The 25,728-nt window shown below is 61.5% G+C and carries 21 protein-coding genes and 1 tRNA gene; 12 read left to right on the plus strand and 10 right to left on the minus strand.

All coding sequences use genetic code 11. The features are described from left to right. Window positions 1-31: 31 nt before the first annotated feature. The 3 genes from WNZ15_RS16675 to WNZ15_RS16685 all read right to left on the minus strand — a co-directional run bounded on the left by WNZ15_RS16675 (window position 32) and on the right by WNZ15_RS16685 (window position 3,430). Window positions 32-715, minus strand: coding sequence for a DUF1638 domain-containing protein (locus tag WNZ15_RS16675; protein ID WP_342894122.1), 684 nt, complete (start codon window positions 713-715; stop codon window positions 32-34). 7 nt (window positions 716-722) lie between these two features. Beyond that, window positions 723-1,427: a B12-binding domain-containing protein gene (locus WNZ15_RS16680; RefSeq protein WP_342894123.1), complete on the minus strand. Its 705-nt coding sequence runs from the start codon at window positions 1,425-1,427 to the stop codon at window positions 723-725. A 332-nt stretch (window positions 1,428-1,759) separates the two neighbouring features. Next, window positions 1,760-3,430: a formate--tetrahydrofolate ligase gene (locus tag WNZ15_RS16685; RefSeq protein WP_342894124.1), complete on the minus strand. Its 1,671-nt coding sequence runs from the start codon at window positions 3,428-3,430 to the stop codon at window positions 1,760-1,762. A 301-nt stretch (window positions 3,431-3,731) separates the two neighbouring features. Here WNZ15_RS16685 and WNZ15_RS16690 point away from each other — a divergent pair, with 301 nt between their 5' ends. From WNZ15_RS16690 to tdh, 3 genes are all read left to right on the plus strand, one after another. Further along, window positions 3,732-4,292: an XRE family transcriptional regulator gene (locus WNZ15_RS16690; RefSeq protein WP_342894125.1), complete on the plus strand. Its 561-nt coding sequence runs from the start codon at window positions 3,732-3,734 to the stop codon at window positions 4,290-4,292. Between the two features lie 107 nt (window positions 4,293-4,399). Further along, entirely contained in the window at window positions 4,400-5,587 is a 1,188-nt protein-coding gene (locus WNZ15_RS16695) for a glycine C-acetyltransferase (protein ID WP_342894126.1), read from the plus strand. Then, a complete protein-coding gene (tdh, locus tag WNZ15_RS16700) occupies window positions 5,584-6,624 on the plus strand; it encodes an L-threonine 3-dehydrogenase (RefSeq protein WP_342894127.1) in 1,041 nt (346 codons plus the stop codon). The genes WNZ15_RS16695 and tdh overlap by 4 nt, the downstream gene beginning before the upstream one ends. A gap of 125 nt (window positions 6,625-6,749) precedes the next feature. Here the strand turns inward: tdh and WNZ15_RS16705 are convergent, their stop codons facing one another. Together WNZ15_RS16705 and WNZ15_RS16710 are read right to left on the minus strand one after the other, a co-directional pair. Beyond that, window positions 6,750-6,953: a DUF2892 domain-containing protein gene (locus WNZ15_RS16705; RefSeq protein WP_342894128.1), complete on the minus strand. Its 204-nt coding sequence runs from the start codon at window positions 6,951-6,953 to the stop codon at window positions 6,750-6,752. A 189-nt stretch (window positions 6,954-7,142) separates the two neighbouring features. After that, the gene (locus tag WNZ15_RS16710; protein ID WP_342894129.1) at window positions 7,143-8,354 is read right to left on the minus strand and encodes a crosslink repair DNA glycosylase YcaQ family protein; all 1,212 of its coding nucleotides are present in this window, start codon (window positions 8,352-8,354) and stop codon (window positions 7,143-7,145) included. A 294-nt stretch (window positions 8,355-8,648) separates the two neighbouring features. On the opposite strand from WNZ15_RS16710, the gene WNZ15_RS16715 reads away from it, so the two are divergent. Next, on the plus strand, window positions 8,649-9,419 hold the full coding sequence (locus WNZ15_RS16715; protein ID WP_342894130.1) for a transporter substrate-binding domain-containing protein: 771 nt from the start codon (window positions 8,649-8,651) through the stop codon (window positions 9,417-9,419). Between the two features lie 434 nt (window positions 9,420-9,853). Here WNZ15_RS16715 and WNZ15_RS16720 read toward each other — a convergent pair whose 3' ends face one another. Further along, entirely contained in the window at window positions 9,854-10,888 is a 1,035-nt protein-coding gene (locus WNZ15_RS16720) for a GlxA family transcriptional regulator (protein ID WP_342894131.1), read from the minus strand. 403 nt (window positions 10,889-11,291) lie between these two features. Here WNZ15_RS16720 and WNZ15_RS16725 point away from each other — a divergent pair, with 403 nt between their 5' ends. From WNZ15_RS16725 to WNZ15_RS16750, 6 genes are all read left to right on the plus strand, one after another. Next, window positions 11,292-12,104, plus strand: a complete 813-nt coding sequence (locus WNZ15_RS16725) for a ferredoxin--NADP reductase (RefSeq protein ID WP_342894132.1) — start codon at window positions 11,292-11,294, stop codon at window positions 12,102-12,104. A gap of 655 nt (window positions 12,105-12,759) precedes the next feature. Further along, a complete protein-coding gene (locus tag WNZ15_RS16730; protein WP_342894133.1) occupies window positions 12,760-13,287 on the plus strand; it encodes a hypothetical protein in 528 nt (175 codons plus the stop codon). A gap of 493 nt (window positions 13,288-13,780) precedes the next feature. Then, entirely contained in the window at window positions 13,781-15,604 is a 1,824-nt protein-coding gene (locus WNZ15_RS16735; RefSeq protein WP_342894134.1) for an N-acetylneuraminate synthase family protein, read from the plus strand. Further along, window positions 15,597-16,628, plus strand: a complete 1,032-nt coding sequence (locus WNZ15_RS16740) for a GDP-mannose 4,6-dehydratase (protein ID WP_342894135.1) — start codon at window positions 15,597-15,599, stop codon at window positions 16,626-16,628. The genes WNZ15_RS16735 and WNZ15_RS16740 overlap by 8 nt, the downstream gene beginning before the upstream one ends. Window position 16,629: 1 nt before the next feature. Beyond that, window positions 16,630-17,325: an acylneuraminate cytidylyltransferase family protein gene (locus tag WNZ15_RS16745; protein WP_342894136.1), complete on the plus strand. Its 696-nt coding sequence runs from the start codon at window positions 16,630-16,632 to the stop codon at window positions 17,323-17,325. 35 nt (window positions 17,326-17,360) lie between these two features. Next, window positions 17,361-18,239, plus strand: a complete 879-nt coding sequence (locus WNZ15_RS16750) for a class I SAM-dependent methyltransferase (RefSeq protein WP_342894137.1) — start codon at window positions 17,361-17,363, stop codon at window positions 18,237-18,239. A gap of 119 nt (window positions 18,240-18,358) precedes the next feature. Here the strand turns inward: WNZ15_RS16750 and WNZ15_RS16755 are convergent, their stop codons facing one another. Continuing rightward, window positions 18,359-20,215 (minus strand): tetratricopeptide repeat protein, encoded by a 1,857-nt coding sequence (locus WNZ15_RS16755; protein WP_342894138.1) that lies wholly within the window; start codon window positions 20,213-20,215, stop codon window positions 18,359-18,361. A 157-nt stretch (window positions 20,216-20,372) separates the two neighbouring features. Between WNZ15_RS16755 and WNZ15_RS16760 the strand changes: the two genes are divergently transcribed. Further along, window positions 20,373-20,681, plus strand: a complete 309-nt coding sequence (locus tag WNZ15_RS16760) for a hypothetical protein (RefSeq protein ID WP_342894139.1) — start codon at window positions 20,373-20,375, stop codon at window positions 20,679-20,681. Between the two features lie 343 nt (window positions 20,682-21,024). Here the strand turns inward: WNZ15_RS16760 and WNZ15_RS16765 are convergent. Then, a tRNA-Val gene (locus WNZ15_RS16765) sits at window positions 21,025-21,099 on the minus strand. 144 nt (window positions 21,100-21,243) lie between these two features. Between WNZ15_RS16765 and WNZ15_RS16770 the strand changes: the two genes are divergently transcribed. Further along, entirely contained in the window at window positions 21,244-23,214 is a 1,971-nt protein-coding gene (locus WNZ15_RS16770; protein ID WP_342894140.1) for a DUF4139 domain-containing protein, read from the plus strand. On the opposite strand, the gene gph is transcribed toward WNZ15_RS16770, so the two are convergent. Both gph and WNZ15_RS16780 read right to left on the minus strand, forming a co-directional pair. Next, on the minus strand, window positions 23,201-23,881 hold the full coding sequence (gph, locus tag WNZ15_RS16775; RefSeq protein ID WP_342894141.1) for a phosphoglycolate phosphatase: 681 nt from the start codon (window positions 23,879-23,881) through the stop codon (window positions 23,201-23,203). The two genes, WNZ15_RS16770 and gph, sit on opposite strands and share 14 nt — an antisense overlap. Before the next feature lie 140 nt (window positions 23,882-24,021). Then, window positions 24,022-25,707 (minus strand): methyl-accepting chemotaxis protein, encoded by a 1,686-nt coding sequence (locus WNZ15_RS16780; RefSeq protein ID WP_342894142.1) that lies wholly within the window; start codon window positions 25,705-25,707, stop codon window positions 24,022-24,024. Window positions 25,708-25,728: the final 21 nt, after the last annotated feature.

Consider the following 25,728-nt stretch of genomic DNA (forward strand, 5'->3'; position numbering starts at 1 on the left):
CCGACTTCCGGCTGGCGAATGCCAGGCACTGTCAGGTCGCCGGTTCCTGTGCCAGGAATGGCGCCAGCAATCCGTAGCCGGTCTGCTTCATCTCGAATGCGAGCCCGAGCCGGTCCGCAGCCTTCCGGGCGGCATCCGCCAGGTCGGGGTCGTCGGTCTGGGCGATATAGAGCACGCGCGTGTAGTGGCCGAAATACATGTCCCTGAGATGGGGGTGCCAGTCGAGGCCGAGCGGTTCGATCACCATGGTCTGGAAGTGGCGTGCCAGAAAATCGGTGAGATAGAAGGTGCCGAGCTGATCCTCCTCCATCCGGTCGAAGTCATCGATACCGGAAAAGAAGGCATAACAATGGGCCCCTTCGAGGCGCCTCGCGCCGGTTTCCTCCAGCACCCTGTCCAGCAGTCCGCCGGTGCCGCAATCGCCATAGGCCACCAGGATGTCCGCATAGGCATCACGGTTCATCTCGATGGTGCGGCGGACCTCGCCGGGGATCTTGTCGGGAGAGTTGTGCAACTGGGCGGGCAGGCAGGTCAGATCGATATGGTCGAGCCCGGATTGCCTGCGGATCGCGATGATTTCGCGCGCCAGGGCACCGCAGGCAATGACCAGCACGCGCCCGGTCTTGTCGTCCGCGCTCCAGTCTTGCGCGGTTCCCTCGGCCTCGACCGGAAAAAGAGGCTCACCAGCCTGCATGTCGGCCGCCTCCCGGAACATGTCCGGATCAGCTCCGGTTTGCCAGTTGGTTGTGCCGGCGGGCGATCAGGTCCTTCGCCATTTCGACCGCCACGGCCGCGTCGCGGCAATAGCCGTCGGCGCCGACCGCCTCGCCGAATTCCTCGTTCAGCGGCGCACCGCCGACGAGCACGATATAATCGTCCCGGATGCCCTTGGCCTTCATCTCGTCGATGACGACCTTCATGTAGGGCATGGTGGTGGTCAAAAGCGCGGACATGCCGAGGATGTCGGGCTGATGCTCCTCGATCGCGGCCAGATAGTTCTCGACCGGATTGTTGATGCCGATGTCGATTACCTCGAAGCCGGCGCCTTCCATCATCATCGACACCAGGTTCTTGCCGATGTCGTGGATGTCGCCCTTGACGGTACCGATGACCATCTTGCCGACCTTCGGCGCGCCGGTCTCCGCCAGCAGCGGCCGCAGGATGCTCATGCCGGCCTTCATGGCATTGGCCGACAGCAGCACTTCGGGAACGAACAGGATGCCGTCCCGGAAATCGACGCCGACGATACGCATGCCTTCGACGAGGGCTTTCGTCAGGACGTCGTACGGCACCCAGCCGCGCCCCAGCAGGATGTTGACGGCTTCCAGGATCTCGTCCTGAAGACCGTCGTAAAGGTCGTCGTGCATCTGCTCGACAAGTTCGTCGTCGGACAGGGAGGCGAGATCGATATCGTCTTCGTCGGACATGAGCGGCTCCAGATCGGCGCAAGGACCTTCAACTTGAGAAAAAACCTTATGCCTCAAGCCGCTTTGCCCGATATCTCCAAAGCGACACGGCCAGTCGTTCACGCGACAGGGAACGTGGCGGGGGCATAGGCCACGCCTCGCGGTCGTTACCTCAAGTCTTGATTCGGTTGCGCCCGGATTGCCGGCTGTGCTCCTCGCTCTCGCACGTCATCCCGGCCAAGCGAATCGCGAGGCGGGACCGGGGAGTCAGAGGCCTGTGAAGCAGCAACTTTTGTCAGGTCAGATATGCCGCGGCTCTCCGGTGCCGGATCGCTGGGTCCGGTCCGCACAGATCAGAACAACCCCTCGATCTGCCCCTGGTCATCCAGCCGGATGTGATTGGCCGACGGCACGCGCGGCAGGCCGGGCATGGTCATGATCTCGCCGCAGATCACGACGATGAAGCCGGCGCCGGCGGACAGGCGGACCTCGCGCACCGGCAGGCTATGGCCGGTCGGCGCGCCGCGGCGCTGAGGGTCGGTGGTGAAGGAATACTGGGTCTTGGCCATGCAGACCGGCAAATGGCCGAACCCGTCTTCTTCCCAGCGGTGGAGCTGGTCGCGCACGGACTTGTCGGCCAGCACCTCGTCGGCCCGGTAGATCCGCTTGGCGACGGCTTCGATCTTCGAAAACAGGGACAGGCTGTCGTCATAGAGCGGGGCGAACTGGGCCACGCCGCTGTCTGCAAGTTCGGCGACGTGGGCGGCAAGTTCTTGCGTGCCCGCCGAGCCGTCGGCCCAGTGAGTTGCCAGGACGGCCTCGACACCGAGTTCGGTGCAATAGGCTTTCACGGCCTGGACTTCGGCCTCGGTGTCGGCGGTGAAATGGTTGATGGCGACGACGGCGGGCACGCCGAACTGCTTGATGTTCTCGATGTGGCGGCCGAGATTGGCGCAGCCCTTGACGACGGCGTCCACATTTTCCGAGCCGAGATCGTCCTTCGCGACGCCGCCGTTCATCTTCAGCGCCTTGATGGTGGCGACGATGACGACGGCATCCGGGTGAAGACCGGCCTTGCGGCACTTGATGTCGAAAAACTTCTCCGCCCCGAGATCCGCGCCGAAGCCGGCTTCGGTGACGACATAGTCGGCAAGCTTCAATGCGGCCTGCGTTGCGACCACCGAGTTGCAGCCATGGGCGATATTGGCGAACGGGCCGCCATGGATGAAGGCCGGGTTGTTTTCCAGGGTCTGCACCAGGTTCGGCTGCATGGCCTCTTTCAACAGCACGGTCATGGCACCGTCGGCTTCCAGGTCGCGGGCGGTGATCGCCGTGCGGTCGCGCCGGTAGGCAACGATGATGCGGCCGAGCCGCTCCTGCAGGTCCCTCAGGTCGGTCGCCAGGCACAGGATCGCCATGATCTCGGAGGCAACGGTGATGTCGAAACCACCTTCGCGCGGGAACCCGTTTGTGACGCCGCCGAGGGAGCAGACGATTTCGCGCAGGGCCCGGTCATTCATGTCGAGGACGCGGCGCCAGGTCACCCGGCGCAGGTCGATGCCGAGGTCGTTGCCCCAGTAGATGTGGTTCTCGATCAGCGCCGCCAGCAGATTGTGCGCCGAGGTGATGGCGTGGAAATCGCCGGTGAAGTGCAGGTTGATGTCTTCCATCGGCACGACCTGGGCATGGCCGCCACCGGCCGCGCCGCCCTTCATGCCGAAGCAGGGGCCCAGCGACGGCTCCCGCAGGCAGATCATCGTGTTCTTGCCGATCCGGTTGAGACCGTCGCCGAGACCGACCGTGGTCGTGGTCTTGCCTTCCCCGGCCGGGGTCGGATTGATCGCCGTCACCAGGATCAGCTTCCCGGTCTTGCGCCCGTTCAGGGCCTCGATGTAATCCGCGGAAATCTTCGCCTTGGTGCGGCCGTAGGGCAGCAGGGCGTCTTCGGGAATATCGAGCCGGGCGCCGATCTCCTGGATCGGTTTCATGCTGGCTGCGCGGGCAATTTCGATATCGCTGGCCATGGGGCGTCTCTCCGGGAGGGGGGGTTTTTAGGACGCGCTCTCATGGCGCGATGTACGTTCTCAGAACGCTAAGAGAGCGGGCGGTGCAGCAATTGTTCCGAATGCGACAGGATGCGCCCCGGAAGCGACGGTTTGGGCTTCACCCCATCAGATAGCATGAAACGCCTTGTGATGAAGTGCCACTTGCCGCCGGATTCTTTCAGAAGGGGCTGTCTGTCCGCCGCAAAAGCATCAATGCGGCACGATCCAGAAGATACAGATACCGATTGCATAATCCGGCAGAACGGTTTTTGATTCCGTCATGACAGATTCCGATATTCTCTCCCGACTTCCCGAACGACTGAAAAAGGCCCGCCGCGCGCAGGGTCTCTCGCTGGAAGCCGTTGAAAAGCTCTCCGGTGTGTCCCGCTCCATGGTCAGCCAGATTGAGCGGGCGGAATCCAACCCGACCGTGGCGACCCTGCTGAACCTCACCCGCGCGTTGAATGTCGATTTTGCCGGGCTTCTGGGCGAAGAGGCTGCGGAAGACCGGGTCGAGATCCTGCACGAGCACCAGACGCCCGCGCTCGATCGCGCCGGTGACGGCTGCAGGATCCGGATCCTGTCGCCGCCGCAGGACACCGGCCGTTTCGAGGTCTACGAGCTGATTTTCAGCGACGGCGGCAGACTGGAAAGCAAACCGCATGAACGCGGCACCCGCGAGCAGCTCATCGCCGAGGACGGCCGGCTGGAAGTCACCTCGGGTGTTGCCAAGGGGGTCATCAATCGGGGCGACACGGCGCGCTATGCCGCTGATGTGCCCCATGGCATCGAGGCGGTCGGTGGCCCCGCTCGCGCGATCCTGATGGTGGTCAAATTCTGAATCCGTTCAGGAGGGTCAAAATTCCGCTATAGTGGAAATCATGTCTTTTATTGCGAACGAAAATCCGGCATGGTGGACAGAACGTCCATTTCGCCGGAGAAGCCCCCGTGTCCGATGCCTTTCTGACCCACCTTTCAAAGACGCTCGATGAGATCGAGGCCGAAGGGCTCACAAAGCACGAGCGGCTGATCACCTCGCCCCAGGGCGGACTGATCACGGTTGACGGGCGCGAGGTCATCAATCTGTGCGCCAACAATTATCTCGGCCTTGCCGATCATCCCGCCCTTGAGGAGGCGGCCGCACAAGCGCTCGGACCGAAGGGCTACGGCATGGCCTCCGTACGCTTCATCTGCGGCACCCAGGATATTCACCGGCAACTGGAACAACGTCTCGCGGATTTCCTCGGCAAGGACGACGCCATCCTGTTCGCCGCATGTTTCGACGCCAACGGCGGTCTGTTCGAGCCGTTGCTCGGGCCGGAGGACGCGATCATATCGGATGCGCTCAATCATGCCTCGATAATTGACGGCATCCGCCTGTGCAAGGCCAGGCGCTTCCGCTACGCCAATTCCGACATGGCCGATCTTGAGGTGAAACTCAAGGAAGCCCGGGAAGCGGGCGCCCGCCACATCATGATCGCCACCGACGGCGTCTTTTCCATGGACGGCTATCTGGCCGATCTGCCCGGCATTACGGCGCTTGCTGAAAAATACGATGCCGTGGTGATGGTCGACGACTGCCACGCGACCGGCTTCATGGGGCCGAAGGGGGCGGGCATGCCGGCCCATTTCGGCGTTGACGTCGATATTCTGACCGGAACCCTCGGCAAGGCGCTGGGCGGTGGCATCGGCGGCTATATCGCCGGACCGCAGCCGGTGATCGATCTCCTGCGCCAGCGCGCGCGGCCCTATCTGTTTTCCAATTCCCTGCCGCCGGCGATCGTCATGAGCGCGCTTGAGGCCATCCGGCTGGTGGAGGAGGGCGACGATCTGCGCAAGGCCCTCTTCGACAATGCACGCTACTGGCGTGAAGGGCTGGAAAGCCTCGGCTTCACCCTGCTGCCCGGCGAGCATCCGATCATTCCGGTGATGCTGGGCGAGGCGAAACTGGCCCAGGCGATGGCCTCGAAGCTGTTCGAGGAAGGTGTCCATGTGTCCGGCTTTTTCTTCCCCGTGGTGCCGCGCGGCCAGGCCCGCATCCGCACCCAGATGAACGCGGCGTTGACCCGGGCCGATCTGGACCGGGCCCTTGGTGCCTTCGAAAAGGCCGGCAAGGCGACGGGTGTCCTGTCATGAGCAGCAACCAGATGAAGGCGCTCGCCAAGTCCGAGCCGCGGGAGGGCCTCTGGATGACGCGGGCGCCCGTGCCGGAAATCGGTCCGGACGATGTCCTGATCCGGATCAGCAAGACCGGGATCTGCGGCACGGACATCCACATCTGGAACTGGGACGACTGGGCGGCGCGGACCGTCCCGGTGCCGCTGATCACCGGGCACGAGTTCGCCGGGGAGATCGTCGAACTGGGCAGGAACGTCACGGATCTTGAAATCGGGCAACGCTGTTCGGGCGAAGGGCACCTGATCGGGCGGCATTCCCGCCAGTCCCGGGCGGGCAAGTTCCACCTGGATCCGGAAACCCGTGGCATCGGCGTCAACGAGCAGGGCGCATTCGCCGAGTTTCTGCGCCTGCCGGCCTTCAACGTCGTGCCGCTGCCCGACGAAATCGACGACGAGATCGGTGCCATTCTCGATCCGCTCGGCAACGCGGTGCATACGGCGCTCAGCTTCGATCTGATCGGCGAGGATGTCCTGATCACCGGGGCCGGGCCGATCGGCATCATGGCGGCGGCCGTCGCCCGTCACGTCGGCGCCCGCAACGTGGTCATCACGGACATCAACCAGGCGCGCCTCGATTTGGCGGCAAGGGTCGCGGACGTCATGCCGGTCAACGTTGCCGAGCAGGATCTCAAGGGCATCGAAAAGAAACTCGGCATGAAGGAGGGCTTCGATGTCGGCCTGGAAATGTCCGGCAGTCAGGCCGCGCTCGACCAGATGGTGGAGAACCTGGTGATGGGCGGCCGGATCGCGCTGCTCGGCATTCCGCCTGGCAAGTCCCCGGTGGACTGGTCGCGCATCGTCTTCAAGGCGATCACCCTCAAGGGGGTCTATGGCCGCGAGATCTTCGAGACCTGGTACAAGATGATCGCCATGCTCCAGAACGGTCTCGATGTGCGCAACGTCATCACCCACCGCTTTGGCGTCGACGACTTTCAGCAGGGCTTCGCCGCCATGAAATCGGGTGAAGCCGGCAAGGTCGTCCTGACCTGGGCCTGAGGACCGGTATTGGATGGCGTCCGGCCGCACAGAAGAACCTGTCGGCCCGATCCAGGGTCATCTCCGGTCTGGCCGGGGATCACCTCGGGTCGAGGGCCGTGCGGGCCTCGGCAAAGCCCTGAAGATTAGGAAAATCCGGCTTTTTGCGGCAGGCCGATCTTTTTCAAGATCATGACCACCGGGCACAGGCCGGTGAAGGAAGCCTGCACCAGATGGGCGCCAAGAATGCCCGTCAGCCAGAGCCAGTTGATATTCACATAGACGGCAAGCAGCACGGAAGCGACGATCAGCGCCCCGACAACGAGAAGAATACCTCTTTCCACGGTCATGATGGTCTCCTGGAGTTCATGAGGCCCTGTGAACGAATTTGAGAGGCATTTCGTCCACGGACCATAGTTTCGCAAGGATGAAAGTATGCGCTCATTCCGTTGCGCGCACCAGCGGTTTCAAGCGCAAGTCTTCCGCGGACCCTGCGGCATTTTGCCAGCCGGTCTGAAACTGACGGGGACGTTCCCGGTCTATGCCGGCCTCAGCCAGCCGCTTTCGTAGGTGACACCCGAACAGCCTGAAAACCGGGCGGTGCGATCCAGCTCCGCCTCAAGTTTTGCAATCCGGCCCCTGGACGGCCTGATGCCCTGTTCCGGCCAATAGGCGCGCACGTGAAGCCGGTCGTCGCTTCGAAACGCCTTCATGTCGATCCGCCCGATCAGGCGGTCGCCCTCCAGAACGGGAAAGACGTAATAGCCGTATTTTCGTTTGGGTTCGGGAACGAATATCTCGATCCGGTAGCTGAATCCGAACAGGCGCTCGGCGCGCTTGCGATCGCGCAGCGCGGGATCGAAGGGTGACAGAATGCGAACGCGGGACGGCGGATCCGGAAGATCGTCCAGGGTTCCGAGTGTTTCGGGAGAGGCGAAAACCTTCCGGTATGTGCCGTCGGCGTTTTCGATCTCGATTTCGGCAAGGGTGCCGGCCTCCAGGCAGGCCTGGCACCAGGTCCTGGCCTCCGGCGGCGTGATCAGGTCCCAGAACGCGGCGAGTTCGCCCGGCGTCGCGAAGCCGAGCCGGTCCAGCGCGGACCGTGCCGCCCAGTCGACCGTTTGGTCCACGTCGGGGGCAGGGCGCAGATGCGCGGACGGTATGACGCGCTCTGTCAGATCGTAGACTTTCTGAAAGCCGTCGCGGCGGCACACGGAAAGTTCGCCGGTCCGCCAGAGGAACTCCAGTGCGGTCTTGGACGGATGCCAGTCCCACCAGCCGCCACTGCTGCGCGGCTCGTCAGCGCCGACCGATGCGGAGGTGACCGGCCCGTGGTCGCTGATCTGCTTGCGGATCTCCTCGAATTTCTCCTCGAAGCCGGATCTGCGCCAATCCCGCCAGCGTCCTTTCAGCTTTTCCCGGTCCCTGCGGAACCGAAGCTGCCAGTGGGGGAAAAATTCGGTCGGGATGACGGCCGCATCATGTGTCCAGTGCTCGAACACATGACGGTCGCGCTCCAGCAACGACTTCAGGTTCTTTTCCCTGTAGGCAGGCCGGCGCGCCGCCAGGATCATGTGATGTGCGCGGGCCACCGTGTTGATGCTGTCGACCTGGACGAACCCGAGCGTGTCGATAACCGCACGCAGATCATCGCCCTTGCCGCTTCCCCTGGGTGCGGTGGCAAGTCCGTGTCTGTCGAGGAAAAGGCGCCGGGCAAGGCCGTTCGGCATCCTGAGAAGAGCAGCAGGCATGAACGCACGGTATCATCTTGCCGCGACGGATGGAACGCACTGCAAGGAAATCAGGCGTGCCAGGCCAGTTATTGTAATTATTAACAATGCTTTGGATCGCGGTACGACCATTCAGTTCAAAAACACACCCGCAATGCACGTTTACCGTGTCTATTCCGATTGACCGGGTGAGTGAAAACAGTTTCACTCAAATCGTGGGCATGCGAATTTTTGAGCTGGGCAGGTAAAAAAATGAGTAAATGCAATAGGTTAAATAAACTAATTGCGAATTTCTGTGTTGCGGTTCTTTTCAATGTGGTTGCGGGACAGGTACACGCAGCCTCTGAATCCTGTTCGACTGTCAAGCTGAACGGCTCGAGCGTCTGGTTTCCGGTTTCCATCCGGGAAGAGCCTGCCGGCGGCCTGCGGGGCGTTTTTCCGGATCTGGCGGGCAGGATCTTCGATATCCTTGACATACGATTGAAATCCGGGCCGGATCTGCCCTGGAAAAGGCAGCTCACCTTGCTCGAGAACGGCCAGATCGATGTGCTCGCCGGAGCCTATGTGACCAACGAAAGGCTTCAGAAATTCGGGGTCAGTCGGCCCGTCATGAAAGAGGATGTCGCGGTTTTCATCCGCGCCGGTCTGCCATTTCGCCCGCAAGGCCCGGCAGAGCTGGCGGGGCTGCGCGGTGTTGCCCCGTTCGGGGCCTCCTTCGGGGAGGAGTTCGATACATTCGCCGAAGTCAATCTTGCGATCGACCGGCATCCGGTCGATGATCTCAAGACACTCATCCGGCTTCTGATCGAGGACAAGGCCGACTACATGGTCAGCTCGCGTCCGGGCGGGGAGCGGTTGGTTGGAGAGATGTCCGCCTACGGTGTGGTGGAAGTCCTGCCCTGGCCGGCAGCCGTGAACACGCTGCATTTTCTGTTCTCCAGGGCAACGCCCTGCATTGATCTGCTGCATTCGTTCAATGCGGAACTGGAGCGGCAAATCGATGCCGGCAAGCTCGAGGACTACATGAATATCTATGGCCATGGTGCGGACAGTCGGACACCGGGTTATACCAACCTCAACAAATAAGAACCCATCTGATGGCACTGTTCCTATTTGTTGAGGTTGGTATTAGGTCACACGCTCCTCAATGAGGATGAACTGGCGACGGCACTGTCGAAACCGCGCCAGGACGCGCCAGGAACAGCGTGCAGAGCGGGCTTGTGCCCGCTCAAACACTCTGAAGCTGCGAAGTGATGCGGTTTCCTTGTTCGCCGGAATTGACCGGAAGCTGCCTCAAGCCATGTCACGCTCTTTTTTGAGGCCGTGACCTGGAACCAAGGCGCCTGCGGGAGGGGCATGACCGTCTGGTGTGGCTGGTCTTGGTATCGTCCCGCCGATCCTCCCGCCGGGACTTTGGAACCGTTCCGCCCGGGGCAAACGGCGGAACACACCGGCTACATCCATCGACGGACCATGCTGGGGCGCACCGCGGCTTGGTCCGGTACCTTGTCGCCGCGAGCCTATTTGGCGACGAGGCGCATCGGCGTGGCGGTGCCGACACCGGATGTCGACTTGGTATTGGCCCACTGATAGGACTGGCGTTCCTCGGTCGGTGTGCACAGGAACCGCTCACGGTAGCATTTGGTAAAGTGAGACGTGGATGCGAATCCGCAGGCCAGGGCGACGTCCAGAACCGGACGGCTGGTCCGGCGCAGGAGGTCGCGGGCGGTCTCCAGCCGAAGCCGGAGGTAGTACTGGCCGGGAGTGCAGTTGAAATGCCGCCGGAACAGCCGTTCCAACTGGCGCGGCGACAGGTTGACGGTCATGGCCAGTTGCTGGCAGCTGAGCGGGTCCTCGATATGCAGGTCCATGATCCGGATGGCGTCGAGGATCTTGGCATTGGAAATACCGGTTCGCGCCTCGATGTCGTGACGCTGCGCGGATTCGCCCGAACGCATGTTCTGATAGAGTGCGACTTCGGCAACCTCGTGGGCCAGATAGGCGCCGTGCTGGATCGCGATCAGACGCAGCATCATGTCGAGCGAGGCCATGCCGCCGGCGCAGGTGATGCAGTTGCGGTCGATCGCGAAAATGTCGGAGGTCACTTCCACATCCGGAAACTCTTCGCGCAGCGAGCGCAGGTTTTCCCAGTGAATGGTGCAGCGGCGCCCGTCAAGCAGATGGTAGCGCGCCAGGAGGTAGGCGCCCGTACAGATGGCGCCGAAGGTCCGGCCCATGGCGTTCAGACGGCGCAGCTTGTTGCCGAGATCCGCATTCAGCGGCAGTCGCTCGACATCGATCCCTGTACACAAAAGTGTAACATCGGCATCGTGAAGTTCGCGAATAGACTTTTTTACTGCGACTTCGCATCCGTTGCTTGCCAACACTGAATTCCCGTCAAGGGAATAAGTTGTCCAAGCGTAGTATTCTCGGCCAAGCAGCCGATTTGCTATGCGAAGGGGTTCGATCACGCTCGCGAAAGCGTTCATGGAAAAGCGGTCCAGGAGCACGAATGCTATGGTCTGGCCTGTTTCTTCGTGTGCGTGTCCAGACATTTACTTTGCCTCATTGGAAGGTATTATTGAAGCTTGTCTTTTGTTTGTAGTAAGCTTTGCAGTTTTTATTTATGTGTCAAATAAAAAAGACGAATTGCGCACTATTTCTACAGGTTGTCATAAATGGAGCAGAGGCGTGATCAGGCTGCTGCGCCCTGTGTCGGCCGGTTGCGGGAGCCTGTTGCGGGAGACAGCTGCCGGTGTGCGGTGCCTGTTTGCGAGGCACGGCTGCGCCTGCCAGACGCCAAAATCATGGGTCCGTACCCTGAAACCTGACCGGCATTAGAATGTTTTTTTTGCGTCAAGCCGGTTTAGGGGTTCCGGGTTGCTTCAAGTCAATGCGTGAGTGGTGCTACATGGGGCATGATAGATTGTGTGCTATGACCCACGGACCCCGATTGATATGAATGTACTTGCCAAACCTGCCGATCTCGAAGACGCGGCTCCGGCCAACGTTTTCGTCGAAGAGGTGAAATCCGTCCAGCATTACACGGACCACCTGTTCCGGTTCCGGATGACCCGCCCTGCGAGCTTCCGGTTCCGCTCAGGCGAATTCGTCATGATCGGCCTGATGATCGACGGCAAGCCGCTTTACCGCGCCTATTCGATCGCCAGCCCCGCCTGGGACGAAGAGCTTGAATTCTTTTCCATCAAGGTGCCGGACGGTCCGCTGACCTCGCACCTGCAGAAAATCCAGCCCGGCGACGCCGTGCTGATGAAGAAAAAGCCGACCGGCACGCTGGTGAACGATGCGCTCGTTCCCGGAAAGCGGGTCTACATGTTCTCCACCGGAACCGGCATTGCGCCTTTCGCCAGCCTGATCCGCGACCCCGACACCTATGAAAAATTCGACCAGGTCATTCTCACGCATACCTGCCGCGAAGTTGCCGAACTGAAATACGGCGAAGACCTCGTGAACGAGACCATCAACGATCCCCTGATCGGGGAATTCGCAAAGGACAAGCTGGTCCACTACACCTCCGTGACCCGCGAGGATTTTCCGCGCAAGGGCCGCATCACCGATCTGATCAAGTCCGGCAAACTGTTCGAGGATCTCGGCGTGCCGCCGCTCGATCCGGCCATCGACCGGGGCATGATCTGCGGCTCCATGGACATGCTGCGCGATACCAAGGCATTGCTCGAGGAAGCGGGCCTCAATGAGGGTGCCAACAACAAGCCGGCCGAATTCGTGGTTGAACGGGCGTTTGTCGGCTAGACTTCGGACTGATTTCCAGTATCAGGCGGTTGCAGCGGGGCAGAGTTCCGCAAGAACGTTTCTGATGTTGCGGTCTTGGCAGGTCGCTATCAATTGCGGTTGCTACGCGCCTGCCTTTTCCACCATGTGCGACCCGGCGGGCTCTTGCCGCCGTGCAATCAGTCATGACCTCGAGAGCTGGGCCGCCATTTCGCGGACGGGTGTCCAAACCGTTGTCCAGACACCCTTCTCAGCCCATCGAACGAACCGATTGTAGAGGGTTTTCCCTGGGCCGCAGGCTTCCGGGGGATCGATCCTGCGACCGCCAGTCTTTGAACATGAAACTTGCCGCTGATCGCCCACCAGTCATCAACAGGCACCTTGCCGCGCGGTTCGGCTGGCAGAAATGGCGGCAGCTCTGAAAACTGTTCTTCTTTGAGCCAGAAACCCCCCTCAGACATCGCCAAACTCCCATTCGGGAGTTTGAATAAGACTCTATCTGATTTGCAAATTTATTTTAAGGTTCCCAGATGTACTATGCGGCGGCCTGTGCGAGCAGAAGAGGCCATCAGGCGTCGCGAACCGCTTTGGGTACTGATCAATTGCCGAAAGGTGAACCAGCACGGGAACGCCGGTTTATGAAACGAAAAATTTGGATACAGGAGATTTTCCAAACATGCAGCTCTCTAAAATAACTGCAACGATGATGGCTCTGGGCCTCTTCGGCGCGGGGATAGGACAATCCGCGGCGGTGACTGCAGTTCCTCTTGCCGCTTCCTCGATAAATGCCGCTGCGCCAGATACGACTTCGGTTCATTCCGGGTTTGTGCAAATCGCTGAAAGAAAACGTGAAGTCCACAAACACAATAATCACAACAATAAAATCAAGAACAACAATGTCAACAACACAAAGATTGACCGCAATATAAACAATAAGAATGTCAACCGGAACGTGAATAACAAAACCGTCAACCGGAATGTGAACAATACCACGGTCAATCGGAATGTGAACGTGAATGTTGTTAACCGTCCGCGTGGATGGCATGGCCAATACTGGGGTGCAGCCGTATTCGGCGTAACCCTCGGAACGCTTATCGTCGTTGCGGCGAACACACCGCCGCCGGCACCTGATCCGACACTTTGCTGGACGTGGAGCAACAGCGCCATGACCGAAGGTTACTGGTATTATTGCACAGGGGGCTGAACTCGGTCGCGCTTGCCGTTTCGAAACAGGGAACGACCTGAAAGCGTGATTGTATGGGGCCGTGCCCTAAGTCCAAACTCAACTTAAAGACCCTCTTGGAGGGCTTGTTCCGGTCCGCCGGCAAAGAGCATCGCGGGTCCTGGCCGATGCTCCGCATCGAGCTGGGACACGCTCCTTGTCGATGGCTCTCGAATCACGGTCGATCAGGGTCTTGTTTGATGAGCTTCGGAAGACTTTAGTTTCCACCAGAATCAGAAAGGCCGGAACCTTCCGGCCTTTTTTGCATTTCACGGTCAATTCGGGGCAATGACTGCGTCAGGGGGGCATTCGCGCCGAAGAAACGCTGTCAGGACCTGCTAATCTGTGGAAGGTGAGGTCCAAGGAGGCGGTATCAATATCAACTGCTTAGTGCTTGCCATACTGTTTTGGCCAATGCACGTCGCAAGGCATGGCCTCTTTCACGAAGGCTTGGGTCCGGTTTGGGTTTCTCGACATGAAAGTTATCGCTGAACTCGGCATCAACCACCGCGGATCTTCAGGTGTCGCAGAACAGCTGATCGATATCGCCGCGGACGCCGGAGCCTGGGCCGCGAAGTTTCAGTACCGGGCCCGGCACGGCTTCTATCAGGCCACCGACGAAATCGGCGACGAAATCCTCAGCCGCGAAATCGATGACAGCTACATTTCCCCGGACACCGTGCTGCAGCTCGCGGACCGGATCCGGCGGAAGGGCATGGCTGCGGGAATCAGTTTCTTCAAGTTCGAGGACAGCGCCGATTTCGGCGACCGCATCCGGGAATTCGACTTCTTCAAGGTGCCGTCCGCGGAACTTCTCAACGAAGACCTGATCTTTTCCATGGCCGGGCTCGGCAAGCCCCTGATCCTGAGCACGGGCGGTCACAGCGAAGAAGACATATTCAGGGCGATCGAGGCGACGGCGTCGATCGCCGATGTCACTTACCTGCACTGCATCTCGAATTATCCGGTCCTGCTTGGCAACCAGCAGATGCGGTTTCTGCGGACCTTGCGGGAAAAAACCGGATCGGCCATCGGCTATTCAAGCCACGATCAGGACTGGGAGGTCTGTCTGGTCGCCGCCGCCAACGGGGCGACGGTGTTCGAACGGCATCTGACCATGGACAAGCTCGGCCAGGGGATCGACGACAGCTCGAGTTCCGATCCGCAGGAATTCCGCCGCATGTGCAAGCTCCTCAACGCCTATGACGAGGTTCAGGGCAGCGGCCGGCGCGAGGTCAACCAGGGCGAGCGCATCAACATGCAGAACCTGGGCTCGTCCCTTTATGCGAGCCGGGACATAGCTCCCGGCGAAACGCTGTCCGCCGACAACACGGTGGTCAAGGCCCCGCGCAAGGGGCTGACCTGGTCCGACGTCAAACGGCGCGGGGCGCCCGCGGTCAGGCGGCCCGTTGCGGCGGGTGCGGCTGTATCCGGGCTTCATTTCAGCGAAGCGAAAGCGCCGCTCGAAGACGCGCTGGTGGCCTTCTGCGATGACAGGCAGCTGTCGATCCCGCTCCGTCTGCATGACGCGGAAGTCCTGCAAAAGCGGTTTCCGATCCGCAACAACGAGCTGCATCTTTCCTGCCAGGAAGTCGGCAGCTTCGGTGAGGACATGGCGGCCGGCCTCGCGCAGCTTGACCTCAGCCGCCATTATTCCATTCACATCCCCGACTATATCGACAGCAAGACCCTGATCGATCCGCTCACCGGCGATGACCGCATCCGCACGGGAAGTCTCAGGATCATCGAGACCTGCGTGGATCTGGCGCTGGAGCTTCAGGCGAAGACCGGCGCCACTGTACCGATCGTCGGCAGTTTCTCGCGATTGCGGCCGGAAGGAAAAAAAGACACCTATCTGCGCCTGCGCGACTGTCTGGAGGAAACCGGCAGCGCGCGCGGCAGTCCGATCTATCCGCAATGGCTGCCGCGCATCGCCTGGTATTTCGGCGGCGCCGATGTGCTCGACATGTTCTGCGGTGCCGACGACATCGATATTGTCGTGGAGATCGGCATGGAACTCTGTCTTGACCTGTCGCATCTGATCCTGTCCGCCAATTATGCCAAGGACGACTGGCGGCAGTGGTGCGACCGGCTGATGCCGCTGGCCAGGCACATTCATATCGCCGATGCCACCGGCATCGACGGCGAGGGCATCGAGTTCGGCCGGGGAGACCTCGGCGATCCCGGCGTTTATCTCGACGGACCGCAGCGCAAGGTTCTGGAAGTCTGGCAAGGTCACCTGTCTGAAGGCGACGGGTTCGACAACGCCATCCGGCAATTGGGAGAAAAACATGGCTAAGGTGCTGATCACCGGTATTACCGGGCAGGACGGAGCATTTCTGGCGCGGGCGCTATTGGATCGCGGCGACGAGGTCTGGGGTGCGATGCGGCGCGGAAGCACGTCCAAGACCGGCCGGCTCAAGGAGCTCGGCATTCGCGAGAAGGTCAAGTTCTGCACACTTGAGGTGACCGAATTCGCCAATGTGCAGAGCGTGCTGAACGAGATTCGTCCGGAACTGATCTTCAACCTCGCGGCCCAGAGTTTCGTCGCCGACAGTTTTCAGTTCCCGCATTACACGTCCGACGTGAACTACATGGGGGTCCTGAATATCCTGGAAGCCATGCGTCTGCTCAAGCTGGATGCAAAGCTCTACCAGGCTTCGACGTCGGAAATGTATGGCGATGTTCTGGAAAAGCCCCAGACGGAAAAGACGCCGTTCAATCCGCTGAGCCCTTATGCGGTGTCGAAACTGGCCGCGCATTCCCTGGTCGTGAATTACCGGCAGGCCTACGACATGTTCGCCACCTCGGGCATCCTGTTCAATCACGAGTCCGAGCTCAGGGGCTATGAATTCGTCACCCGCAAGATCACCAGCTGGCTGGCGCGCATCAAGCTGCAGAACGCGGAAGCCATGCCGCTCGGCAACCTGAGCAGCGTGCGCGACTGGGGCTATGCGCCGGAATACACCGACATGATGATCAAGATGCTGGATCATGACCGGCCCGACGATTTCGTGATCTCGACCAACACCGAATACACGGTCCGCGAGTTCCTGTTCATGGCGGCGCAGGAAGTCGGCTTCGATCTCCATTCCGAAGGCGAGGGCGCTGAAGAGAAGTGCTACGACCGCAAGACCGGCCGTCTGATCGCCTTTGTCGATCCCCGCTATTTCCGGGCATCCGATGTCGTCTACCTGCGAGGCGACAACACCAAGGCCCAGGAAGTCCTCGGCTGGAAACCCGAAGTGCTGGCGCCCGATATCGCGCGGCGCATGGCCATCTACGATCTGAAGAAGGCCGCCGTCGACATGCCGGGGCTGTAGCATGAGCGAGCGCGTCGTTGCGGTGATTCCGGCCCGGGGCGGCTCGAAGGGCATTCCCGGCAAGAATATCAAGCCGTTTCTGGGTCTGCCCCTGGTGGCCCATTCGATCCGGGCGGCGCTGGCCGCCGGAACGGTTTCGGAAGTCGTCGTCTCGAGCGACGATGACGCGATCCTGAAGACCGCGGAAGACCATGGCGCGACGAGCCTGAAACGACCGCCGGAGATCGCCGGGGACGAAGCCTCGTCGGAATCGGCGCTGCTGCACGCGATTGCCGCCTATCAGGGATGCGCGGACGCGGACACGCTCGTGATGTTGCAATGTACCTCGCCGCTGACCACGGCCGGGGAAATCGATCTGGTGGTGCGCGCTCGCGCCGCCCAGGCAGCAGATACGGCGTTTTCGGTGGTCGATGTGCATGCGTTCTTGTGGGAGATCGCGCCGGACGGCAGCGGCATCGGTGTCAATCACGATGCTTCCAGGCCGCGTCAGCGCCGCCAGGACCGCCCAAAGCAGTTCCGCGAGACCGGCGCGATCTATGCATTGCGCAAGGCCGGTTTCGGAGAGGCTGGCCAGCGGTTTTTCGGCAGGAGCGTTCCCGTGGTCCTGCCGGACGCACCGGAAATCGACCTGGACACGCCGCGCGACTGGATTGCGCTGGAAGCCTACGCGAAGGCGGCCGGCAGGACGCCGGACTGAAGTCCGCCGCAAATGGCTGAAAAAGGCAAGCTGTGATGACGAGCATCTTTGAAACACTGTCGCGGATCGGCGTTGCCGCCGAGGACAGCCGCGAAGTCTATTCCGCCGGAACACGCGACCGGGACGATGTCACCGTGTACCGGGACAGCCGGTCCGGTGTCATCTACATAGACGGCTTTTTCGGCGGCGACGAGGTTTACCGGGAGGGCGGTTACCGGGAAATCAATCTGGCGAATACCGGTGCCCGCGACTATGAAATCTCGCGGGACGCCGGGCGCCGCGCCGCAGCCTGCATGCCGTTCGTGTGCGGACGGGATATCGTCGATTTCGGCTGTGGCGACGGTGCCTTTCTGCGCGCGGTTCAAGGCACGACCGGCTCGTGTTGCGGCATCGAACTGCAGCGCGACTATGTCGACGCGCTGAACCGCGAAGGTATCGCGTGTCACACTTCGCTTGACGTGCTGATGGACGACAGCATCGACACCGCCCTCAGTTTCCATGTCCTGGAGCATCTGCCGGAGCCTCTTGAGGTGCTGCGCGACCTGCGCCGGGTCCTGAAGCCCGGCGGAACCGCTGTGCTGGAAGTGCCGCACGCCAATGATTTTCTTCTCAAGGACCTCGATTGCGAAGCCTTCCGCTCCTTCACCCTGTGGAGCCAGCACCTCGTGCTGCACACGCGCGACAGCCTCAAGCGCCTGCTCGGCGAGGCCGGTTTCGAACAGGTCGTGGTGGAAGGCGTGCAGCGTTATCCGCTGTCCAACCATCTGACGTGGCTCTCGGCCGGCAGGCCCGGCGGCCACAAGTCCGCGCTTTCGGCTCTGGACACGCCTGAGTTGAGCGGGGCCTATGAGGCCGCGCTCAACAGGATCGACGCGACCGACACGCTGGTCGCAATCGCCCGCAATCCCGGGTGATCGGCATGGTGCGGGGCGTGTCCCGCAAGGCCGGGATGAACATGCCTCTCCGCCGGTGGGGACGGCGTCAAGTCATGGGGTCCGCGCCACGCTTGGGCAGGGCTTCCCGAACCCGGTCCTCACAGGCCCAGGCGCTCGTTCCGCCGGTCCGGTGACCAGCTCTCCAGTTGACGGTCCATTTCCTTGATGATCTCGGGCACGAACTCGGCGCAGGCACGGTCCGTGTACGGCAGCATGTAGGTCATGGACGGGTACCACGGCGGGTTCTTCTGGCCCAGGTTCAACGCCGCTTCCTGTTGTCCGAAGCGGATGGAAGGCACATTCAGGAGACCTGCCATGTCGGCCACGCTGGTGTTGGCCGACACGACAAAATCGCAGCAGGCCGTCAGTGCGGCAGCGCCCAGAAGATCGTCGAACAGATCGACATCCTCGAAATAGTTGAATGTTTCGGGGAAGCTGTTTTTGAAATAGGCGATTTCCTTGTCGATGGCCTTGTATTGCAGATTGACGAAGATGGCGTCCCGCGACGCCACCACAGGGGCAATGTCCGGTGCAGACAGGTAAAACCGGGCGCGGTTGGCAGCGAGGTTCTTCGAGCGCCAGGAGATGCCGATGACCGGTTTGTTTTCGTGGCCCGGCAAGCGCTTGAGATAGTCCCTTGCCCGCTCCTTCTCGAAGGAAAAGACCGGGCAGGGCGCGCGCCGGAACGATTCCAGATCCGGGCGGAAGAAATCCACGAGATCGGTGATGTTGGCATGCAGGTCATAGTCGGACAGGGTGGACCGCAGGTCCTTGTCCATGGCCGAACGCCGGCACAGGGTTTGCGGGAACGAATACTGAAAGAACTGCGCCCCCTTGTCGGAGAGTTCGACAATCACCTTGCCCGCCCGTGAAATCAGTTCCGGGAGCATCGTCCCGGCCCGCAAGGCATCGCCCAGTCCCTGATCGGACCAGACCAGAACGGTCTTGTCGGAGATGTCCTCGCCCTCCCAGGCAGGCACGTCGAACTTGCGGTCGTGTACCTTGGTGGACTTGTCCTCGAAACGGGCCTTGTGAAGCGCCCATCCGTTTGTCAGGTCGCCGTTTGCCAGATAGGCGAGCGACAGGTTCCAGTCGACCGTCCGGTTGTCCTCCGGAGCGTATTTCCTGGCCAGCTTCATCGTTTCCAGAGATTCCGCAGCCTGCCCGTTCATGAGGTAGGATACGCCGAGCGTGATCGCCTTGTGGTAATTGCGCGGATCGGAACTGAACGCCATTTCGGCATATTTCACGCTCTTGCGCGACTCGTTCATGGTGAACAGCAGGCGCGCGGCCTCGTGTTCCACGTCACTGTTTCCCGGAAACCGTTCCAGCGCCTCGGTGAGTTCGTATTGCGAAGGCTCGAATTGTTTCATTTTCAGGCGCGCACGGGCGCGCTGAATGAAGTTGTTCGCGTTGTCGGGTTGCAGCATCACCGCCTTGGTGAAAAAATTGACCGCGTGTTCTGCCTGGTCGGCTTCCATCAGAAGCAATCCGAAATTCTGATAGGCATCGACATAGTCGGGAAAATCGACGATGAGGCCCTGGAAAATATATTCGGCTTCCTGGTGTTCGCCCTTCCGGGTGAGCGCGATGCCCTTGATGTTCCTGGCCTCGCGTTCCTTTGGATTGAGCGACAGCGCCTTGTTGCTGAGCGCCAGCAGCGTTTCGGCTTCCGCGCCGACATCAATCATTGCCCGGGCGAGGTTGGCGTAAAAGGACGATTCCTTCGGATTGCTGGCAACCGCGCGCTGAATGTAGTCGATGGCGCGCTTCGGATAGCCGAGCTGCCGGTAGGTCACCCCCAGGAGGTTCAGGGCGTCGGGATGGTTCGGAACCTTCTTCAGCACCTGCTGATAGCAACGCTGGGCTTTTTCCAGCTCGCCGGCTTTTTGATAGTTCAAGCCTTTCAGCAGCTTCTCGAGAACCTTTTTCTGGGGAGCGGTCTGGACAGTCATCACGTCTCTGCTTCAGCGGGAATCACTTCGCGAGGATAGCAGGTGGACGTCCGAAAGGCAGGGGAGGAGGTTTTACCGGGGCAATCCCCTGGGGATTGCCTTGGAACGGCGCCGCCGGACAGGGGCGACACGCCCCCTATTGCCGACGGAACTGCTGTTGCCGGAACTGTTGCCGCTGATGGTGTTGCGGCTGGTTGCGCTGCCGCCCGTAGGTCTGGCCACGATGCTGCTGGCGCTGGTAGCTTTCCCTGTTCGATGGCAGGGACGGCTGTCGAATTTGTCTCTGCCGCTGTTGCTGCTGCTGAATTTGCCGGCGTATCCGGTAGGCGTCCAGATCCTGCCGGCGGCGCATGTCGTCCAGTTCGCGCCGCATCTGTTCCAGGCGCTGCCGTTCCAGTTCGAGGATACGTCTTTGCTGCTCCATATTCGCCTGGGCGAGTTGATGCGCATCCGCGGCGAGCGCTGAAACGGGCGTGAGGCCCGCCTGGAGGCACAGCGCAAGCATCACGATGAAGGCCGGCGGGATGAGTGTCCGGCACCAGACCGACCGGAAGATGACTGTCTGAAACATCGAAGCGCTTGCTCGTGAGCCGTTGCTGAACCGGTTCCCGGTCCGGGAACCACTGCCGAAACGCTACCCCCGATTGCTTTCGCCGGGCATTCCATCTGGGAGATATGCCCAGTTATCCCGCTGAGGGCCGATCATGATTCATCTGATGGCCCGTTTCCGTCGGCCGGCAAGACGCCGGCTGCCCATCAGGGGCGCCGGAATGCGGCAACGGGCTGAAAACACATCTGAAACTGGAAAATGGTGGGCGATACTGGGATTGAACCAGTGACCTTTCCGGTGTGAACGGAATGCTCTCCCGCTGAGCTAATCGCCCCAAGATCCGCGTGGATGGCGGGTGTCTAAGGGATGCCGCGGGGCTTGGCAAGTCCTTTTTGGCAGATGTCCGGGAGCCGGTTCCCGAAAAGGCCGCAATTAGAGCCGACGATCCGCGCGGGTTTGCATTTCCGGAGAAATTTTTATGATTTTGCGTGTTTCATCCGCCGTTTTCCTGCTGGTTGCCCCGCTCGCTTCGGCAACAACGGTCCTTGGGGCGGACAATGGTCCGATCACCTCCATCACCCTGTCCTCCGGCGGCCTGGCCGAGGTGGTGCGCCGCGCCGACATCGACAGCACCGGCCTGATCGAAATGACCGTGCCGCTCGACCAGGTCAACGACGTTCTCAAGAGCATCGTCGTCTTCGACGCCGCCGGTGCGGTCGAGGGCATTACCTTGCCGGGTCCCGACCCGCTTGCCGAGACCTTCAAAAATCTGCCGTTTTCGGTGGACGACCTTCAGTCCCCGGCGCGTTTGCTGTCGGCGCTGCAGGGCACGCGCGTGCGTCTCGATCGGGCCGGTTCCGCCGTCGAGGGGCTGGTGCTCGGGGTCTCTGCCCGTGATGAGGGCGACCGGGGCCAGTCCTTCGTGGTCTCTGTTCTGAGTGACGGCCGCATCAAGGCCGTCGGGCTGTCCGCGGACACGGAAGTGACCTTCCTGGACGAGGATATCCGGGTGAAAGTGGCCAGGGCGCTTTCGGCGGTCGGGCGCGGCAAGTCGGATGGCGCCCGCACGGTCGCCCTGAAGGTGGCCGGCGAGGGAACCCGGCAGGTTGCCGTGTCCTACGTGGTGCCGGCGCCGATCTGGAAAACCGCCTACCGGGTGGTGACGCTGGCAGGCGACAAGGCACGGCTGCAGGCCTGGGCGGTTCTGGAAAACGCCAGCGGCGAGGACTGGGACAATGTCGAGGTGACCCTGTCATCGGGCGCGCCGGTGACCCTGAAGCAGCGCCTTCACGATCTTTACTGGAAGCAGCGCCGGGAAATTCCGGTCGATGTCTCGGCGGGATATGTGCCCCCGACCGATCCGGGCGCGGAACCGCAGTTCGACATGGCTGAAAGCGAGGCATTCCTGGAGACCCGGTCCCGGATCACCGGGCTGGCGGCACCTGCCGCAGCCCCGTCGCCCATGGCGCGCGACATCGCCAGAGCGTCCGTGGGGGAGGCGGTCGAGGGAGCCGTGACCGCGTCCTTCACCTTGCCCTGGCGCGTCAGCCTGGAGAGCGGCGACACGCTGTCGGCGCCGATCGTCGACAAGGTGGTGAACGCGGAGACCGTTTCGGTGTTTCAGCCGGAAAGCGGACTGGCCCACCCGGTCGCCGCCATCCTGATCGAAAACGAGACCGACACCAGTCTGCCAAGAGGAATTCTGACCGTCTACGACGAAACCGAAGGGTATGTCGGCGATGCGCAAATCAGCGGAATGCCTGCAGGCGAAAGCCGCATGGCCAGCTTTGCAACGGACAAGAAGGTGCGGATTGCTCAGGAAACTTCCGGCGACAACAGGATCGTCTCGATCAGGGTTGCCGACGGAGTGTTGACTGCGGCTATACGCGAATTGTCCGAGACGCACTATGCGGTCAAGGGCGCACCGGACGGAGACCGCACCATCATCATCGAACACGCCAAACGGCCCGGCTGGACGTTTTCAGCCGACGGGCAGATGGACAGCACTGCCACCCATCACCGGTTGAGGCTTGAGGTGGCGGCCGGCAAGACCGGAAAGATGTCCGCGCTGCACGAGCGCACGCTTTCACAGACCTACGCATTGATCTCGACGGATGCGAACCGGCTGTTGCACCTGTCCCGGCAGGCCCCCGATGCGGAGGCCGCCGCCAAACTGCGGGAGCTGGCCGGACTGCAGGCCGAAATCTCGCGCATCGAGCGGCGGATCCAGGAACTGCACCGGGACAAGGACGGCGAGACCGCCGATCAGGAGCGGCACCGGGCCAATCTGACGGCCGCCGGGCCGGGCGCGGATCTCTACAAGCGTGCGGCGCGCAAGCTTGAGGACTCCGAAACCCGCATCGAGGTCATCGACACCCAAATCGTCGCGCTGACGGATCGCCGGACAGAGATCCGCAAAACGCTGGGAGACGCGATCAGGACGTTTTGACGTCCGGAACAGCGAGGTCGGCGACCGCCCGGGAGAGGTCGTTGAAATGCGAGATCACCCGGTCGGGGCCAAGTTCGCTGACCGGGACGGGCGTATAGCCGAAATCGACCGCGATGACCGGTATGCCGGCGTTGCGGGCGGCGTTGATATCGGCGGCGCTGTCACCGATCATGATCGAGCCTTGCGTCCGGCCACCGGCGCGTTCGATCGCCCCGTGCACAGGCTCCGCGTGCGGCTTGGCCCGGGCGTAGGTGTCGCCGCCCACCACGGCATCGAAATGCCTGGCAAGGTCGAGTTCGGCCAGCAGCGGCAGCGTCAGCCGTTCCGCCTTGTTGGTGCAGACAGCCAGTTTCCAGCCTTCCTCGCGGAACGCCTCCAGCGCTGTGACGACGCCGTCGAAGGGGCGTGTGTGAACCGCGATGTTCGCGGCGTAATGCTCCAGAAAATGGCCGAACAGCACGTCGACATCGTCCTCGGTCCAGGCGATGCCGTTGAAGTCTAGGCCGCGCTGGATCAGCACTCTCGCGCCGAGACCGACCATGTTTGCCACGTCCTTCTGCGGCACCGCGGTATGGCCGGCACCGGTCAGCACCACGTTCAAAGAGGCAACGAGATCTTCCATGGAGGACACGAGCGTGCCATCCAGATCGAATACCAGTACGGACATGAAGCTCCTCCGGGGGATTGTTTCCGGTGACTGACTAGCCGGAACGGCGGTGCTTCGCAAGGAAGGTTCCGGGGAACTCCGGCCGCCTGGCCTCGTTTCACGGGACCCACGGCGGAACGCCTTGTGTCAGCAGGAAGCGCCTACAGCTTGTAGGCCGTCCGGAACCCGCCCCAGTGGCGCCCCTGAACGATGATCGGGGCATCTATTTCCTTCATCCAGACGATGTTGCCGCCGCCCATGTCGCGCGCGTAGGACTGGATCAGGAACGGTCGTGTGTTGCGCGCGGCGCTGAGACCGGCCCGGTCGTCGAAGATCCGCTTGTTGCGGCAATTGGCGGTGTTCCAGGCCGGATCGTCGGGTCTTTGCGGTTTGGAATAGATCAGGTTGTGCACCGGCAGGTAGGCGTTGCGGTCAATAGCGACGCAGAACGCCATGTTTCGACCCGACCCGAGAATGTCCTGTTGGATGTCGGGCAGCGCCTTTTCCAGCTGGTGCAGGGCGCGGTTGGACACCTGAAGCGGATTGGTGCCGGCGATCGGCTGATAGTCGGTGTCGAACAGGTCGTCCAGGCTCAGTTTCCGTTGCGCAACGAGATCCTCCATGGCGGCCGCGATGCGCGCGGCGCCGGACTGGACGAGGCGGACTTCCTCGGCGTGGCTGGCTTGAACCGCGGCGATCTTGCGCTCCAGCGCTTCCTGGAAACGGGCCTCCGGTTCGACGAAACAGGCGTGGCAGCCGTGCTCCGAAATCGCGGCAATCCGGACACCGACGCGGCCAATTCCTTCCAGGTCTACCTGCACCTTGCTGCCCGGCTGCAACTTTTCGGCAATCTCCGACCTGAACAGGACGCCACCCTTCGAAATGTCCTGGGTCTCGAGCTTCGCGGTTGCCGGGCCGTTGGTCACGGTGCCGGACAGCTTGACCGGAAGCCGGTCGTGGCTGCGCCGGTCACCGATTTCGGTCTGCCGGATCATCATGGTGAACCGCGACTGCAGCGCGCCCGAGGCAACGCTCATCTCGGTACCGGTCGCGCGCGCCTGTCTGCCACCTTCCTCGGCAGCAAGCGCTGCTTCGGAAATTTTCTGTACGGTCCGCACGACGTCATGGACGAACTCGGCGGTCTGCTGGGCCTGTTCCCCGATCAGGTTGGTGGTTTCCACCTGGGTCTGGACGGCTTCGTCCACGGCGGCAAAACTCGGCCGGATCTTGCCGATCACCTCGATGATCTGATTGACCGAACCAAGGCTCATCTCGGCGGAGTGGTTGAGCCGGTCGATATTGGAGACAATCTGTTCGGTGGCGGACTGGGTCTCGACCGAAAGGGCTTTGACTTCGCTGGCCACGACGGAAAAGCCACGGCCTGCTTCTCCCGCCCGCGCGGCCTCGATGGTCGCGTTCAGGGCAAGAAGATTGGTCTGTTTGGCGATGTCCGAAATCAGGCTGACAACATTCGAAATGTCGTCAATGGCGCTTTTCAGTTCCAGCACGCCCTGATTGACCTGTTCGGCGACGTCGCGGGCGTCCTGGGCGAGCTGATTGGAGACACCGACCTGCGAGCCAATTTCGGAGCTGGACGCGCTCAGTTCCTGAATGGATGAAGCCAGGCTGGTGGCGTTTTCGTCCGCGGCTGCGGACTGGTCGGCCAGCGACTGGCTGTCGCCGCGGATGGCTTCAAGCATTTCAGTCTGACTGACAAGCCGGTCCTGAACCTTTTCGGCCGCCCCGTTGATGGTCTTTGCGGCGACCTGCAGGTCGTCCTCGAGGCTGTCGAGAACAAAATTCATCTGCGATGCGGCGGGCGCGGGTCCGGTGCTCGTCCCGGACAACCTGTCAATTTCCTCAAGGTT

Source organism: Roseibium sp. AS2 (assembly GCF_038900065.1).
In the GTDB taxonomy this organism is placed as follows: Bacteria; Pseudomonadota; Alphaproteobacteria; order Rhizobiales; family Stappiaceae; genus Roseibium.